General features: G+C 64.3%; 16 protein-coding genes. 14 read left to right on the top strand and 2 right to left on the bottom strand.

Features of this window, described 5'->3' with window-relative positions:
- Positions 1-6: 6 nt before the first annotated feature.
- The 7 genes from WIF35_RS12505 to WIF35_RS12475 all read left to right on the top strand — a co-directional run bounded on the left by WIF35_RS12505 (position 7) and on the right by WIF35_RS12475 (position 4,180).
- Complete coding sequence (locus WIF35_RS12505) at positions 7-912, top strand: hydroxymethylglutaryl-CoA lyase (RefSeq protein ID WP_412478545.1); 906 nt, start codon at positions 7-9, stop codon at positions 910-912.
- Positions 909-1,898 (top strand): hypothetical protein, encoded by a 990-nt coding sequence (locus WIF35_RS12500; RefSeq protein WP_412478544.1) that lies wholly within the window; start codon positions 909-911, stop codon positions 1,896-1,898. The genes WIF35_RS12505 and WIF35_RS12500 overlap by 4 nt, the downstream gene beginning before the upstream one ends.
- 6 nt (positions 1,899-1,904) lie before the next feature.
- Positions 1,905-2,096, top strand: coding sequence for a DUF1289 domain-containing protein (locus tag WIF35_RS12495; protein WP_412478543.1), 192 nt, complete (start codon positions 1,905-1,907; stop codon positions 2,094-2,096).
- A complete protein-coding gene (locus WIF35_RS12490) occupies positions 2,093-2,266 on the top strand; it encodes a DUF1289 domain-containing protein (RefSeq protein ID WP_412478542.1) in 174 nt (57 codons plus the stop codon). Before WIF35_RS12495 ends, WIF35_RS12490 begins: the two co-directional genes overlap by 4 nt.
- On the top strand, positions 2,263-3,180 hold the full coding sequence (locus WIF35_RS12485) for an MBL fold metallo-hydrolase (protein WP_412478541.1): 918 nt from the start codon (positions 2,263-2,265) through the stop codon (positions 3,178-3,180). Before WIF35_RS12490 ends, WIF35_RS12485 begins: the two co-directional genes overlap by 4 nt.
- Positions 3,181-3,261: 81 nt before the next feature.
- A complete protein-coding gene (locus WIF35_RS12480; protein ID WP_412478540.1) occupies positions 3,262-3,843 on the top strand; it encodes a DJ-1/PfpI family protein in 582 nt (193 codons plus the stop codon).
- Between the two features lie 19 nt (positions 3,844-3,862).
- Positions 3,863-4,180, top strand: coding sequence for a ribbon-helix-helix domain-containing protein (locus WIF35_RS12475; protein WP_412478539.1), 318 nt, complete (start codon positions 3,863-3,865; stop codon positions 4,178-4,180).
- Between the two features lie 763 nt (positions 4,181-4,943).
- Here the strand turns inward: WIF35_RS12475 and WIF35_RS12470 are convergent.
- Entirely contained in the window at positions 4,944-6,116 is a 1,173-nt protein-coding gene (locus WIF35_RS12470; RefSeq protein ID WP_412478538.1) for a M20 aminoacylase family protein, read from the bottom strand.
- 115 nt (positions 6,117-6,231) lie between these two features.
- On the opposite strand from WIF35_RS12470, the gene rapZ reads away from it, so the two are divergent.
- The 7 genes from rapZ (at position 6,232) to WIF35_RS12435 (ending at position 13,423) form a co-directional block, all read left to right on the top strand.
- Positions 6,232-7,077, top strand: a complete 846-nt coding sequence (gene rapZ / locus WIF35_RS12465) for an RNase adapter RapZ (protein WP_412478537.1) — start codon at positions 6,232-6,234, stop codon at positions 7,075-7,077.
- Positions 7,074-7,451: a NusG domain II-containing protein gene (locus WIF35_RS12460; RefSeq protein WP_412478536.1), complete on the top strand. Its 378-nt coding sequence runs from the start codon at positions 7,074-7,076 to the stop codon at positions 7,449-7,451. Before rapZ ends, WIF35_RS12460 begins: the two co-directional genes overlap by 4 nt.
- Positions 7,432-7,968 (top strand): Gx transporter family protein, encoded by a 537-nt coding sequence (locus WIF35_RS12455; protein ID WP_412478535.1) that lies wholly within the window; start codon positions 7,432-7,434, stop codon positions 7,966-7,968. Before WIF35_RS12460 ends, WIF35_RS12455 begins: the two co-directional genes overlap by 20 nt.
- A complete protein-coding gene (locus WIF35_RS12450; protein ID WP_412478534.1) occupies positions 7,961-8,566 on the top strand; it encodes a flavin prenyltransferase UbiX in 606 nt (201 codons plus the stop codon). Before WIF35_RS12455 ends, WIF35_RS12450 begins: the two co-directional genes overlap by 8 nt.
- A complete protein-coding gene (locus tag WIF35_RS12445; RefSeq protein ID WP_412478533.1) occupies positions 8,566-9,198 on the top strand; it encodes an LON peptidase substrate-binding domain-containing protein in 633 nt (210 codons plus the stop codon). Before WIF35_RS12450 ends, WIF35_RS12445 begins: the two co-directional genes overlap by 1 nt.
- A 155-nt stretch (positions 9,199-9,353) precedes the next feature.
- Positions 9,354-10,610: an HD-GYP domain-containing protein gene (locus WIF35_RS12440; RefSeq protein ID WP_412478532.1), complete on the top strand. Its 1,257-nt coding sequence runs from the start codon at positions 9,354-9,356 to the stop codon at positions 10,608-10,610.
- Positions 10,607-13,423 (top strand): EAL domain-containing protein, encoded by a 2,817-nt coding sequence (locus tag WIF35_RS12435; RefSeq protein WP_412478531.1) that lies wholly within the window; start codon positions 10,607-10,609, stop codon positions 13,421-13,423. Before WIF35_RS12440 ends, WIF35_RS12435 begins: the two co-directional genes overlap by 4 nt.
- Positions 13,424-13,528: 105 nt before the next feature.
- Here the strand turns inward: WIF35_RS12435 and WIF35_RS12430 are convergent, their stop codons facing one another.
- The gene (locus WIF35_RS12430) at positions 13,529-14,146 is read right to left on the bottom strand and encodes an HPP family protein (protein WP_412478530.1); all 618 of its coding nucleotides are present in this window, start codon (positions 14,144-14,146) and stop codon (positions 13,529-13,531) included.
- Between the last annotated feature and the right edge of the window lie 82 nt (positions 14,147-14,228).

Below are 14,228 nucleotides of genomic sequence, written 5' to 3'. Positions count from 1 at the left end.
ATCGCCATGACCCTCCCCACCCGCGTCAAAATCGTCGAAGTCGGCCCGCGCGACGGGCTGCAGAATGAGAAACAGGTCGTCCCGACCGAGACCAAGATCGAGTTGATCGAGCGCCTGGCCGAGGCCGGGCTGCGCGTCATCGAGGCCACCTCCTTCGTCTCGCCGAAGTGGGTGCCGCAGATGGGCGACAACAGCACAGTCATGCAGGGCATCAAAAAGCACCCTGCTGCGGTGTACCCCGTGTTAACGCCAAATTTGCAGGGCTTCGATGCGGCCGTGCAGGCCGGAGCAACGGAAGTAGCCATTTTCGGCGCCGCTTCCGAAGCCTTTTCGAAGAAGAACATCAACTGCTCCATCGCCGAAAGCCTGAAGCGCTTCGAGCCGGTCGTCTCGGCCGCCTCGGCGCTGGAAATCAAGGTACGCGGCTATGTCTCGTGTGTCGTCGGCTGCCCCTACGAAGGCGCCGTCGCACCGGAAAAGGCCGCCGAAGTGGCCAAGACCCTGTACGACATGGGCTGCTACGAAGTGTCGCTGGGCGACACGGTCGGCGTCGGCAACCCGGCCAGCATCCAGCGCATGATCGAGGCTTGCGCCCGCGTCGTGCCCATCGCCAAGCTGGCCGGCCACTACCACGACACCTACGGCATGGCCATTGCCAACATCTACGCCTCGCTGCAGATGGGCATGGCCACCTTCGATGCCTCGGTTGCCGGGCTCGGCGGCTGCCCGTACGCCAAGGGGGCCTCCGGCAACGTGGCGACGGAAGACGTGGTTTATCTGCTGCACGGCCTGGGCATTGAAACCGGCATCGATCTGGCTAAACTGGCGGTTGTCGGCAACTGGATTTCCAGTGCCATCAACCGCCCGAATGGCGCCAAGGCCGGCCGGGCCATTTGCGCCAGCACCGAGTGAGCTTCTTCTCCGCCGTTTCCGAACTACTGCACCCCGCCCCGCCGCCGGACGAAAACGTGCGGCGCGCACTCGACCGCGTGTGCGAACTGGTCGATCCCCTGTTGCGCACGGTCGGCAGTTTCGAAAAGAAACTGAGCGGCCCGGTGCACTATGCCCTCGGTTATTGCGACGGCCTGGTCGCCAGCCTGCCTGGCCCGATCGAGATCAGCCGCCCGGCGTTTTCCAACGACCCGTTGATCCATTCGCTGTTCGCCACCGCTACCGACATCGACCAGATGCTCGGCCGCAGCCAGGCCATCCGCGACTACCTGGCCGAGCCCTGCTCGTGGGAAGACGATTATTTCTACGCCATGCTCGCTGCCCGCCGCCAGGAAAAGAAGCAGCTCGGCATGGCGCAGCAGGGGGATGTCATCCGCAACGACGTGCCGCAGACGGTGCTCTATTTCTCCGGCCAGACCCTGATCGAGCCGAACTGCCAGCTGGAAGCCACGCTGCACGGACTACGCTGCAAGACCTTCGAGAGTCTGCTGCACACCTTCCGTTCGCACGTCGAGGCACTGCGCGGCGAACGCGACGGGCTGCGCGCCGACGTCACCGAGGAACGCAATCACATCACCGTCCTGAACGGCCACAGCAGCAAGCAGGCTTACGATTGCGCGACCCGCCATCTGGCCGAACTCGACGCCCAGTTGCGCGCCAAGGCCGAATCGCTGATGCCGGAGCACCTGATCGATGCCCTGGCCGACTACCTGATGAACCCGGAGCCGGCGCTGCGCCTGACGCCGGTCAGCCTGACCGTGGATCGCCTCGGTGTCATCCAGAGTGTGCCGGCCGACGACGCCAGCGTGCATACCATCACTTTTCCGGAACTTACTGCCCGCGACCGGCGTCTTCATCTGGCCATGCTCGCCCGCATCAGCCGCGACGAAGCCCTCGAGGCCGTCGAGATGGTGCGCGACGAGCAACACCGCTTCATGATTATCTGACGTCCCATGATCCAATCCCCCTGCATCAACATCTGCAAGATGGACAGCCACAGCGGGCTGTGCCTTGGCTGCCACCGCACCATCGACGAAATCAGCGCCTGGTCCCGCCTCGACGACACGGCGCGCCAGGTCATCCTCGACAAGATCGCCGAGCGCCGCCAAAGCGCTCCGACCAGCCCCGCGAAAGCCCATGCATGAGCGACGAAAACGAAGACCTCTATCCCTGCGTCGGTGTCTGCATGTCCGACCCTGAAACCGGCGTTTGCATGGGCTGCGGCCGTCCGCCGCTAGGCTCGCCGGAAGTCGCCATCGAGGTTGTTCCACCGGCTCCGGCGAAGACCCAAGCCAGCAACGATGAGGCCGAATGAGTCCGGCGCTGCCCGAGACGCTGCGCGTCCTTGAGCGCGGCTGGCTGTCGGCCAACAACATCCTGTTTCTCGAAGGCGAGCGGGCCACGCTGATCGACAGCGGCTACGTCACGCACGCCGCGCAAACGGTCGAGCTGGTGCGGCACGCCTTGGCAGGCCGGCAACTCACGCGCCTGATCAACACCCACTCGCACTCCGACCACATCGGCGGCAACGCGGCGCTGAAGGCTGCCTTCGCCTGCGACATCCTGGTGCCGGCCGGCCTGCACGCAACCATCGCTGACTGGGACGAAAATGCCCTCCTCCTCTCGCCGCTCGGCCAGCAGGGCGCCCGCTTCCAGCACGACGGTGTGATCAAGGCCGGCGACGAACTCGAACTCGGCGGCCTCAACTGGCTGGCGCTGGCCGTGCCCGGCCACGACATGGAAGCGCTGGCCTACTACAACCCGGAACAGCGCCTGCTGATCTCGGGCGATGCCCTGTGGGAAAACGGCTTCGGCGTCATCTTTCCCGAGCTGCTCGGCGAGGGGGACGGCATTTCCAGCACGCGGGCAACGCTCGAAATGCTCGGCCGGCTCGCCATCGACACCGTCATCCCCGGCCACGGCCGCCCTTTCGGCGAAGTCGACGTGGCGCTCGACCGCGCCTTCCGCCGCCTGGAGATGTTCGAGCAGCAGCTCGACAAGCTCGCCTGGCACGGCATCAAGGTCATCGTCTCCTTCGCCATGCTGGAGCGGCGCAGTATCGCCCAGAAGGATTTCGCCGCTTTCATCCTCGGCCTGCCCTTCGCCGCCGACGTCAATCAACGCATCCTTGGCCTGGCCGAAGACCGGCTGGTCGAACGCATCGAGCGCGAATTGCTGCTGGTCGGCGCGCTGCAACTCGAAGACGGGAACCTGATCGCCAATACGTAGTCTTGTAGCATGGGATTGCTACCCGCCTGACATGGAAGGCGCGCACAATCGTTTCGCCAACTACACCTAGAGGAGACAACGATGGCAGCCAAGAAAATCCTGATGATCACCGGTGATTTCACCGAAGACTACGAAACCATGGTGCCTTTCCAGGCCCTGCTGATGGTCGGCCACACCGTCCATGCGGTCTGTCCCGGCAAGCAGGCCGGCGAGCAGGTCAAGACCGCCGTGCACGACTTCGAGGGCGACCAGACCTACAGCGAAAAGCCCGGCCACAACTTCACCCTCAACGCCAGCTTCGCCGACGTGAAGGCAGCTGATTACGACGCCCTGGTCATCCCCGGCGGCCGCGCCCCGGAATACCTGCGCCTGAACCCGGAAGTGCTCGCCGCCGTAAAGCACTTCGCCGATGCCGGCAAACCGATCGCCGCCATCTGCCACGGCGCCCAGCTGCTCACCGCCGCCGGCGTGCTAGGCGGCCGTTCGTGCAGCGCCTACCCGGCCTGCGGCCCGGAAGTGACGGCAGCCGGCGGCAAATACGCCGCCATTCCGGTCGACCAGGCCATCGTCGACGGCAACCTGGTCACCGCCCCCGCCTGGCCGGCCCACCCGGACTGGCTGGCCAAGTTCCTGCAGGTTCTCGGCAGCCGCATCGAAGCCTGATCCACCCGCGAGGTGTCCCATGTGCGAAATCTACGTCAAGGCCGACCCCATGCTCTACGAATCGCGCTCGCGTTCGCTGCGCATACACGGGTGCGTCACCAAGATACGACTGGAAAACCACTTCTGGGACATCCTCGCGGAAATCGCCGCGAGTGACGGCTATACGACCAATCAGCTGATCGCCAAGCTGTACGACGAACTGCTGGAATATCGCGGGGAAATCGACAACTTCGCGTCGTTTTTGCGGGTGAGTTGTTTGCGCTATCTGACTTTGCGCAAGGGCGTGGTGGATAAGCCGGCCCTGGCGGTGGTGGGACTGGGACGGCCGGCGGCCTGAGGTTTTTGCCGTTTTGGGGCGTGCACCGCAGCAGTGGCTTCGGGCTGATTAAAGACGGCTTTACCAACTGTTGGCCGCTTTTAGATGAGCAAGCACAGCCTTCCGCCCTGACGGCGGGCATACTTTCTTTCGCTTGGCCGAAAGAAAGTAGCCAAAGAAAGGGCCACCCCTGAGTCGGCGTTGGGCTTCGCCCAATCCCTTGCGCTACTCGGCCGGCCGGGCGGTTCGCATGAACTCGCCTGCGGCTCAAACAATGCGAACCGACAACCCCCGGCCAACCTGCGTTGCTCAGCGCCTCTCAAGGGGCCCGGAAAACCGCCTGCCGCTGATTGGCCTCTCCGTCATTCCCGCGGAAGCGGGAATCCAGGGGGATGCGAGGTGTTAGGAGCATTTCTGGATTCCCGCTTCCGCGGGAATGACCTCTGAAATCGTGACTGCTGCGGTGCACTGCCTAAAAAGGCAAAAAACCAAACGCCCTCCTGTCAGCATACGTTCGGTTTTCAACCCCCCGTGGGAGGTGCCGAGCAACGCAGGCGGTCGGGGAACAGTCGGCTGGCGTTGTTTGAGCCGAAGGCGAGTTTAGCCAGCCGCCCCGACCGTCGAGTAGCACAGGGAACCCGCGTAGCGGGCGCCGACCCCGGGTCGCCTTCTTCTTTGGCTACTTTCTTCTTGGCGAAGCAAGAAGAAAGTACGCCCGCCGGCAAGGCGGAAAGCAGCGGTTGATCTGCCAAACAAACCGGCAGGCCAACCAACCGACAACAACCTACGACCCCAACCACCTCCGCACCAAATGCACCCAATAACTCGCCCCCAGGGTGAGCAACTCGTCATTGAAGTCGTAGTGCGGGTTGTGCAGCGTGCAGCCGCCGGTGCCCGGGCCGTTGCCGAGCCAGACGTAGCAGCCCGGCTTTTCGTTGAGCATGTAGGCGAAATCCTCCGCCCCCATGGACGGCAGGATGTCGGTCAGCACGTGTTCCTCGCCGAAGACTTCCTTGGCCACTTCCTGGCAGAAGCGGGCTTCGGCCACGCTGTTCACGGTCGGCGGGTAGCGGTGGTCGAAATGGACGTTGATCTGCGCCCCGTTGGCGGCGGCGATGCCGCTGCACAGGCGTTCGATGGCACGTTCCACGGCCTCCTGGATTTCCGGCTTGAAAGTGCGGATGGTGCCGCGCAGGATCACTTCTTCTGGAATGATGTTCCAGGCTTCGCCGCCGTGGAACTGGGTCACGCTGACCACGGCCGATTCGCAGGGATGCAGGGTGCGGCTGACCACGGTTTGCAAGGCCTGCACCAGTTGCGCGCCAGTAACGATGGAATCGACACCCTGGTGCGGCATGGCGGCGTGGCAGCCGTGGCCGCGCACGCTGATTTCGAAGGCGCAGGTGCCGGCCATGACCGGGCCGGGCATGGCCATCATCTGGCCGACCGCGATGCCGGGCCAGTTGTGCAGGCCGAACACGGCCTCGACCGGGAAACGCTCGAACAAGCCGTCCTCGATCATCACCGCGGCACCGCCTTCCGATTCCTCGGCCGGCTGGAAGATGAAGACGGCGATGCCGTCGAAATCGGGGTTCTCGGCCAGGTAGCGGGCGGCACCGAGCAGCATGGCGGTGTGGCCATCGTGGCCGCAGGCGTGCATCTTTCCCTGGTATCTGGAGTGATGCGGAAACTCGTTCATTTCGCACAGCGGCAGCGCATCCATGTCGGCGCGCAGGCCGATCATGCGTTGCGAGGTGCCGGCGCGCAGCACGCCGACGACACCAGTCTTGGCGATGCCGCGATGCACTTCCAGGCCGTAGCGCTGCAGTTCACGGGCGACGATGTCGGACGTGCGTGTCTCGTTGAAAGCCAGTTCGGGATGGGCGTGGATGTCGCGGCGCAGTGCCGTCAGTTCGGCCAGGAAAGGCAGCTGGAGTTGGGGAATCGTCGGGGCCATGATTGTCTCCTTCTTGTCTTTGCCTGCGGCGGCCGACAGCCGACCGGCCCGCCGCCACAGACGAATATTATGCCGCGCCTTGCGGCGACGTGCCGGCTTGATTATTGTGCACTGCATGGAACTCGTTCTCATCAGCGGCCTGTCCGGCTCGGGCAAGTCGGTCGCCCTCAATCTGCTGGAAGACTCCGGTTATTACTGCGTCGACAACCTGCCGGTCGTGATGCTGACGGTACTCGTCCGCATGCTGAAGGAAGAAGGCATCCGCAAGATCGCCGTGGCGGTCGATGCCCGCTCCGGCGGCGGCATCGAGTTGCTGCCCGACAAACTGGAGAATTTGTCCAAGGAAGGCGTGCGCCACAACTTCCTGTTCCTGCAGGCCGACGAGGAAACCCTGCTCAAGCGCTACTCGGAATCGCGCCGCCGTCACCCGCTGGCCACCGCTGGCCAGACCCTGGAGGAGGCGATTAGCGCCGAACGCGTGTTGATGGAGCCGATCAGCCAGTTGGGCAACCGCATCGACACCAGCGACCTGAAGGCCAATGCCCTGCGCGAATGGGTGCGCCAGTTCATCGAGGCCGAACCGGGCCAGGGCCTGACCCTGATGTTCGAATCCTTCGGCTTCAAGCACGGCATCCCGCTCGACGCCGACCTCGTCTTCGACGTGCGCTGCCTGCCCAACCCGCACTATGACCCGGCGCTGCGCCCGCTGACCGGGCGCGACCAGCCGGTCATCGACTTCCTGGAAAAGGAAGCCGAATTCCGCCGCATGCGCGAAGACATCCGCAATTTCGTCGCCACCTGGCTGCCGTCCTACATCCGCGACAACCGCAACTACCTGACGGTGGCTATCGGCTGCACCGGCGGCCAGCATCGCTCGGTATGCATGGCGGAATGGCTGGCCAAGCAATTCAACGGCGACGCCCGCGTCCTCGTCCGGCACCGTTCGCTGGCCGGCAATTGAAACTCTGGCTGTCCCTGATCCGGCCGGGCGACTGGCTGGTCGCCCTGCTCGGTGCCGCATTGGTCGCCGGCAGTGTGCCGCTATTCTGGCAGGGCGGATTGGCTGACCGCGCCATCGTGCGCCAGGAAGGCAAGGTCTTCGCCGAAGTGGACCTGAAAGCCAAGCGCCAACTCGAAGTACCGGGGCCGCTGGGCACCACGGTGATTGCTGTCGAGCCCGGCCGGGCCCGCGTCGTGGCCGATCCCGGGCCGCGCCAGTATTGCGTCAAGCAGGGCTGGCTGATGCGCCCCGGCGAAATCGCCATCTGCGCCCCCAACCGCGTCAGCCTGCAAATTACCGGCCGGACCAAGGTCTATGACTCGATCAGTTATTGAACTCCAGGTCACTGAGGAAGACCGCCGGGTCGCCTGGCTGGCCACCGCTGCCGTCGCCCTGTCGCTGGTCGATGCGGCGATTCCGTCGCCGCTGCCCGGCGTCAAGCCGGGGCTGGCCAATATCGTCACGCTGGTCGTGCTGCTGCGCTACGGCTGGGCTACGGCGGTCTGGGTCAGTGGCCTGCGCGTGCTGGCCGGCAGCCTGCTGCTCGGCTATTTCCTCGCCCCCGGCTTCTTCCTGTCGCTGACCGGCACGACGCTCAGCCTGCTCACCCTCGGCCTGGCCCATCGCCTGCCGCAACGCTGGTTCGGCCCGGTCAGCCTGTCCATCTTCGCCGCTTTCGCCCATATCGGCGGGCAACTGCTGCTCGCCCGCGCCTGGCTCATTCCGCACGATGGCGTTTTCCTGCTGACGCCGGTCTTCGCCGGAGCCGCGCTGGTATTCGGCACCATCAACGGCTTGATCGCGGCTAAACTGCTGGCTGAATCGTCCGCCCCGGAACCTTCCGATGCCTAAGACCATCTGCCTCGCCCTGACCGGCGCCTCCGGCATGCCCTACGGGCTGCGCCTGCTCGACTGCCTGCTGGCCGCCGGCTGCAAGGTGCAGTTGCTCTACTCGCAGGCCGCCCAGGTCGTCGCCCGCCAGGAAATGAATTTCGAGCTGCCCTCGCGCCCGGCCGATGCCCGCACCGCCCTGCTCGAGCGCCACCCCGGCGTCGATCCCGAGCTGCTCGCCGTCTATGGCCGCGAGGAATGGTTCGCTCCGGTCGCCTCCGGCTCCAACCCGCCCGACGCCATGGTCGTCTGCCCGTGCTCGATGGGCACGCTGGCCGCCATCGCCCAGGGCCTGGCCGACAACCTGATCGAACGCGCCGCCGACGTGGTGCTCAAGGAAGGCCGCAAGCTGGTGCTGGTGCCGCGCGAGACGCCGTTCTCGGCCATCCACCTGGAAAATATGTTGCGTTTGAGCCGGGCCGGCGCCGTCATCCTGCCGCCCTCGCCCGGCTTCTACCACCATCCGGAAAGCGTGCAGGACATCGTCGATTTCGTCGTCGCCCGCGTCATGGATCAGGTCGGCGTGACGCATACGCTGATGCAGCGCTGGGGAAACTGATGGGCTGGTTCGACTTCATCCGTTCGCCGAGTGGGCGCAGCGTCGAGACGCTGGAAATTCCGCTCTTTCCGCTCAATACCGTGCTCTTCCCCGGCGGCGTGCAACCGCTGAAGATTTTCGAGCAACGCTACCTCGACATGGCCGCTGCCTGCATGAAGGACGAGACGCCTTTCGGCATCTGCCTGATCGACAGCGGCTCGGAAGTCGGCAGCGCGGCCAAGCCGCATCCGGTCGGCACCCTGGCCCGCATCGGCGACTGGGAAATGGAGCAGCTCGGCATCCTGCAGATCACCGCCCTGGGTGGCCGGCGTTTCCGCATCATCGACAGCGAGGTCGGCCCCGGCAACCTGCTGCGCGGCCACGTCGAACTGCTCAGCGAGGGCGACACGGAGCCGCTGCCGCAGGAACGCGAACGGCTGCTCCCGCTGCTCCAGCGCATCGTCGCCGATCTCGGCAGCGCCCGCATTCCCGAGCCGCACCGTTATGACGATGCGGCCTGGGTCGGCTATCGCATCACCGAAATCCTGCCCATCCAGAATCTGGCCAAGCAGAAGCTGCTCGAGCTGGATGACCCGCTCGCCCGCCTCGAAATCCTGGAAAAATTCCTCGATCAGCGCAAATTGCTTGGCTAGCCTCATCCGACTCCGGACTGCTGCGGTGCACTGCCCATTTCGGCAATTTTTCATCGCGGCACCGGAAATTTGACAATTTCATCAACGCCTCCGCTAACAGGCTGTTTAGAATAGCCAAAAATAATTAATCCAAAAGAATCAGGGGGTCTGTCGGGATGTCTTCGTTCGTCTTCATCGATCAGTTGCGGGTCGGGCTCTATGTCGAGCTCGATTTGCCATGGATGAAGCACCCGTTCAGTTTCAGCAGCTTCAAGATCAAGAGCGACGAGCAGATCCGCCAGTTGCGCCAGCTCGGCCTCGACAAAGTCCGCTACGATCCTCGGCGCAGCTCGACGCTGCCGCTCCCCTTGCAGGAATCCGGTGACGCCGCCCCGCTGCCGCCCCCCCTGCCACCGGATGACCCGTTGTTGCTGGCCAAGCAGGCCCGCGGCGCCCATCTGGCCAACTACCGCACCTCGGTGGCCCAGGCCGAACAGGCATTGCATCAAGCCGTGCAGGAAGTACGGCGCATCATCGGACGGTGCACGACCGACCCGCAAAGCGCCCTCGACGATGCCACCCGCCTGGTCGACGACATTGCCGGCGACTACTTCGGCCACCCCGATGCCCTCATCCATGCCATGGGCGACAAGGGGCATCAGGATTCGCTCTACCACCACGGGCTCAACGTCACCGTGCTGTCGCTGATCATGGCTCGCGGCCTGGACCTGCCGACCGAGCAGATTCGTACCCTCGGTCTCGGCGCACTCTTCCACGACATCGGCCTGCACGCCATCCCGAGCACGCTGCTGCGCAAGGTCGATCCGCTGACGGCCGGAGAGGTCAAGCTGCGCCAGACGCACTGCGAACAAGGCGTCGAACTCGGCAGGAAGCTCGGCTTCCCACAAGGCGTGCTCGACATCATCGCCCAGCACCACGAACTGATGGACGGCAGCGGCTATCCGCAGCAATTGCGCGGCGAACAGATCACGCTACTGGCCCGTCTGGTCGAAGTGGCCAACCGCTACGACAGCCTGTGCAACCCGACCACGCCGAGCAAGGCCAAAACCCCGCACGAGGCCTTGTCCTACATGTTCGCCCAGCAGGCGAGCAAGCACGACCCGCAGATGATGCGCCAGCTGATCCGCAGTCTCGGCGTCTATCCGCCCGGCACGCTGGTGCACCTGTCCAATGGTGCCACCGCGCTGGTCACCTCGGTCAACCCGACCCGCCCGCTGAAACCGGTGCTGATCGTGTACGAAACCAGCGTGCCGCGCGACGAGGCCATCATCATCGACCTCGACCAGGAACCCGATGTCCAGATCGCCCACGCACTGAATCCGAACCAGTTGCCGCGCAGCATTTACGACTACCTTTGCATGCGCAAGCATGTTTCCTACTATTTCGGCGAAGGCAGCCCAGGCAACGCATGAACTCGACGTCCCCGACCTCATTCGACTCCCTGCTCCTCGAGCACGCCGACGATCTGTTGCTGCTGGTCGATCCGCAAACACAGCGCATCTGCGCTGCCAACCGCGCCACCTGCACGCGCCTGGGCTACGAGCATGAACAACTGCTCGAGCGCCCGATCACCGACATCGGCCGCTCGCTGGCCGACATCTTCTACTGGGAGGAAGTCGCCGCCGGCAACATCCAGGAGGTCGAATCCTCCGAAGGGCTCTATCGCTGCGCCGACGGCAGCCTGTTTCCGGTCGACGAGCGCATCTCGCTGGTCGACCACGACAAGCGCCGCTGGTTGCTGATCCGGGCGCACGACATCACGCATCAACGCGACGAGAAAGCCCACCTCGAAAGCCTGACCTCGCTGCTGCGCGCCACGCTGGAATCGACCGCCGACGGCATCCTGGTCTGCGACGAGCGGGGCCATCTGATCAACATGAACCAGCGCTTCGCCGCGCTCTGGCAGCTGCCGGAAGACATCCTGGCCCGCGGCGACGATGGCGAGGTGATCGCCTTCATGGCCGGCCGCCAGGACGATGCCGAAGGCTACCTGGCACGCTTCGCCGACATCATCCGCCTGCACGAGGAACACACCCTCGACACGCTGGAACTCGACAGCGGCCAGGTGCTGGAACAACGCTCGCAGCCGCAATACCTCGAAGAGCGCATCATCGGCCGCGTCTTCACCTTCACCGACATCACGCAACGGCGCGCCGCCGAACGCCAGCTCAAGCAGAGCGAAGCCGCCTTCCGCTCGCTGGTCGAAGGCTCGCCGGACATCATCATCCGCTACGACAGCGATTGCCGCGCCGTCTATGTGAACCAGATGCTGGAAGTCAGTACCCAGCTGGATCGTTCCATGGTGCTCGGGCAAACCCCGACCGGCCGCGTCTTCGAGGGAGACAGGGACCGAGAGCATTACGAGGCGGCCTTGCGCCAGGTCATCGCCAGCGGCGAGCCACAAGAAATCGAAATCCAGGTACGCAGCCGGGAGGATGAACCACGCATCCACCACGTCCGCATGGCCGCCGAGCGCGGCGAATCGGGCGTCGTCGGCGCCCTGGCCTTCGGTCGCGACATCACCGACATCATCCGTGCCGAAGTCGAGCTGCGCATCGCCGCCATCGCCTTCGAATCGCTCGAGGCCATCGCCATCACCGATGCCGAAGAGCGCATCATCAAGGTCAACCGCTCCTTCTGCCGCATCACCGGCTACAGCGCCGAGGAAGCACTGGGCAAGACGCCGGGGCAGCTGCTCAAGTCCGGACGGCACGACCCAATGTTCTACGCCGAAATGTGGCGCGCCCTGACCTACGAAAAGCACTGGCAGGGTGAAGTCTGGAACCGTCGCAAGAATGGCGACATCTACCCGGAATGGCTGAACATCACGGCCGTGACCGACCCCGCCGGGCGCATCTGCAACTACGTCGCCGCCTTCTCCGATATTTCGCTGCACAAGAAGGCCGAGGCCGAAATTCACACCCTCGCCTTCTACGACCCGCTGACCGCGCTGCCCAACCGCCGCCTGCTGCTCGACCGCCTCGAGCACACCATGGCCAGCAGCGCCCGCAACAAGCGCCACGGTGCCGTGCTGATCCTCGACCTCGACCGCTTCAAGGAACTGAACGACACCAAGGGCCACAACATCGGCGACCTGCTGCTGATCGAAGTTGCCAACCGCCTGCAGGAATGCGTCCGTGCCGACGACACCGTCGCCCGCCTGGGCGGCGACGAATTCGTCGTCATCCTCGTCGACCTCGGCCCCAACCCTCGCCAGGCCGCCGCGCAGGCCGAAATCATCGCCGAAAAGATGCGCTCGGCGATCAACCGCCCGTTCACCCTGCAAAGCAGCGAATACCACACCTCGCCCAGTATCGGCATCTGCCTCTTCGGCAATCAGGAAATCAGCATCGACGAGCTGCTCAAGCGGGCCGATACTGCCATGTACCAGGCCAAGCGCTCGGGCCGCAACACCATCCGCTTCTTCGATCCGGCCACCCACGCCGCCATGGAAGCACGCATCGCACTCGACACCGATCTACGCCGAGCCCTGCCCGAAGACCAGCTGCTGCTCTACTTCCAGCCGCAAATCGAAGGCAGCGGCCGCATCCAGGGCGCCGAAGCCCTGCTCCGCTGGCAACATCCCAAACAGGGCATGGTCTCGCCGCTCGTCTTCATTTCGTTGGCCGAAGATACCGGGCTGATCGTTCCGATCGGCCAATGGGTGCTCGAAACCGCCTGTCGGCAACTCAAGGCCTGGGAGAACGACTCCGTTTCCCGCTACTGGTCGCTCGCCGTCAACGTCAGCGCCCATCAGTTCCGCCAGGACAACTTTGTCGAACACGTGCTCTCCATTGTCGAAAAAACGGACATCGACCCCAGCCTGCTCAAACTCGAACTCACCGAAAGCCTGGTGCTCGACAACGTCGACGACACCATCGCCAAAATGCAGGCGCTCAAGGCTGCCGGCATCTGTTTCTCGCTCGACGACTTCGGTACCGGCTACTCCTCGCTCGCCTACCTGTCGCGCCTGCCGCTCGACCAGGTCAAGATCGACCAGTCCTTCGTGCGCAACATCGGCGTCACCGGCGCTGACGAGGTCATCATCCAGACCATCCTCGGCATGGCGGAGAACCTCGGGCTGGAAGCCATCGCCGAAGGCGTGGAAACGGAGGAACAACTCGAGTTCCTGCGGCGCAACGGCTGCACCTACTTCCAGGGCTACCTGTTCGGCCGCCCCATTCCGATCGACGACTTCCACAACAGGCATCGCACGAACGACTGAGCACCGGCCAGCACATCCCACAACACTGCTGCGGTGCACTGCCCATTTTGGGCAAAAACCGGAAATCCGAATGGCCGAGCCGGAGTCTGAGCAGCCCCGCCCGGCTCAGACCCAAAGGCTCAACGGCGGGTCATTGACCACCGAGCGCAGAATGTCGCCGCGCGACACGAAGCCGACGGCCCGCCCATGCTCTTCGACGATGGGTACCCCGGACAGGCCGTATTCCACCATAGCCTGAGCAATACGCCGGATATCGGTCACCGGGTCGGCACTGACGATGGGCGTCTGCATCACATCCGCCACCCGCCGCCCCAGCACATCCCGCAACAAGCCATCCTCCAGATTCACCGAGGTGAGCAGATCCCGCTCCGAGACCAGGCCGACGATCGCGCCTTCATGATTGACCACGACAGCCTGACGCACCTTCGACTTGACCAGCACCCGCCAGGCCAGCTCGACCGAATCCTGCGTCTTCACCTTGATCACCTGCTTGCTCATCACCTGCCAGGCATGCATGACCGGTCCGCGCTCCAGCGCCTTGGGCAGAATGGCCCGATAAGCCTGCGCCGCCGTCGGCGACGGCGCAACCCCATCATCCCCACCAACCAGCGTCGGTTCGTACTCCACGCCATCCCGCCGAATGGCGCGCACCTCGGCACTCTTCGCCAACTGCTCCAAGGGCGCACGCAGACTGAAACCGGAAAGACTATGGATGGCAAACATGATGGCTCGGCTGGACGACAGACACGTGAACACTACCGATCAGACAACAAAAACGCCAACCGGGTTCAGTTGGCTTCATGCT

This window comes from Azonexus sp. IMCC34839 (genome assembly GCF_047047955.1).
GTDB lineage: Bacteria > Pseudomonadota > Gammaproteobacteria > Burkholderiales > Rhodocyclaceae > Azonexus.
This window is presented reverse-complemented; position numbering and strand designations above follow the sequence as displayed.

What these genes read in the sequence shown, in the direction of transcription:
- WIF35_RS12505 (WP_412478545.1), top strand. Translation starts at nt 7, where the DNA reads ATGACCCTCCCCACCCGCGTCAAAATCGTCGAAGTCGGCCCGCGCGAC.
- WIF35_RS12495 (WP_412478543.1), top strand. Translation starts at nt 1,905, where the DNA reads ATGATCCAATCCCCCTGCATCAACATCTGCAAGATGGACAGCCACAGC.
- WIF35_RS12490 (WP_412478542.1), top strand. Translation starts at nt 2,093, where the DNA reads ATGAGCGACGAAAACGAAGACCTCTATCCCTGCGTCGGTGTCTGCATG.
- WIF35_RS12485 (WP_412478541.1), top strand. Translation starts at nt 2,263, where the DNA reads ATGAGTCCGGCGCTGCCCGAGACGCTGCGCGTCCTTGAGCGCGGCTGG.
- WIF35_RS12480 (WP_412478540.1), top strand. Translation starts at nt 3,262, where the DNA reads ATGGCAGCCAAGAAAATCCTGATGATCACCGGTGATTTCACCGAAGAC.
- WIF35_RS12475 (WP_412478539.1), top strand. Translation starts at nt 3,863, where the DNA reads ATGTGCGAAATCTACGTCAAGGCCGACCCCATGCTCTACGAATCGCGC.
- WIF35_RS12470 (WP_412478538.1), bottom strand. Translation starts at nt 6,116, where the DNA reads ATGGCCCCGACGATTCCCCAACTCCAGCTGCCTTTCCTGGCCGAACTG.
- rapZ (WP_412478537.1), top strand. Translation starts at nt 6,232, where the DNA reads ATGGAACTCGTTCTCATCAGCGGCCTGTCCGGCTCGGGCAAGTCGGTC.
- WIF35_RS12455 (WP_412478535.1), top strand. Translation starts at nt 7,432, where the DNA reads ATGACTCGATCAGTTATTGAACTCCAGGTCACTGAGGAAGACCGCCGG.
- WIF35_RS12450 (WP_412478534.1), top strand. Translation starts at nt 7,961, where the DNA reads ATGCCTAAGACCATCTGCCTCGCCCTGACCGGCGCCTCCGGCATGCCC.
- WIF35_RS12445 (WP_412478533.1), top strand. Translation starts at nt 8,566, where the DNA reads ATGGGCTGGTTCGACTTCATCCGTTCGCCGAGTGGGCGCAGCGTCGAG.
- WIF35_RS12440 (WP_412478532.1), top strand. Translation starts at nt 9,354, where the DNA reads ATGTCTTCGTTCGTCTTCATCGATCAGTTGCGGGTCGGGCTCTATGTC.
- WIF35_RS12435 (WP_412478531.1), top strand. Translation starts at nt 10,607, where the DNA reads ATGAACTCGACGTCCCCGACCTCATTCGACTCCCTGCTCCTCGAGCAC.
- WIF35_RS12430 (WP_412478530.1), bottom strand. Translation starts at nt 14,146, where the DNA reads ATGTTTGCCATCCATAGTCTTTCCGGTTTCAGTCTGCGTGCGCCCTTG.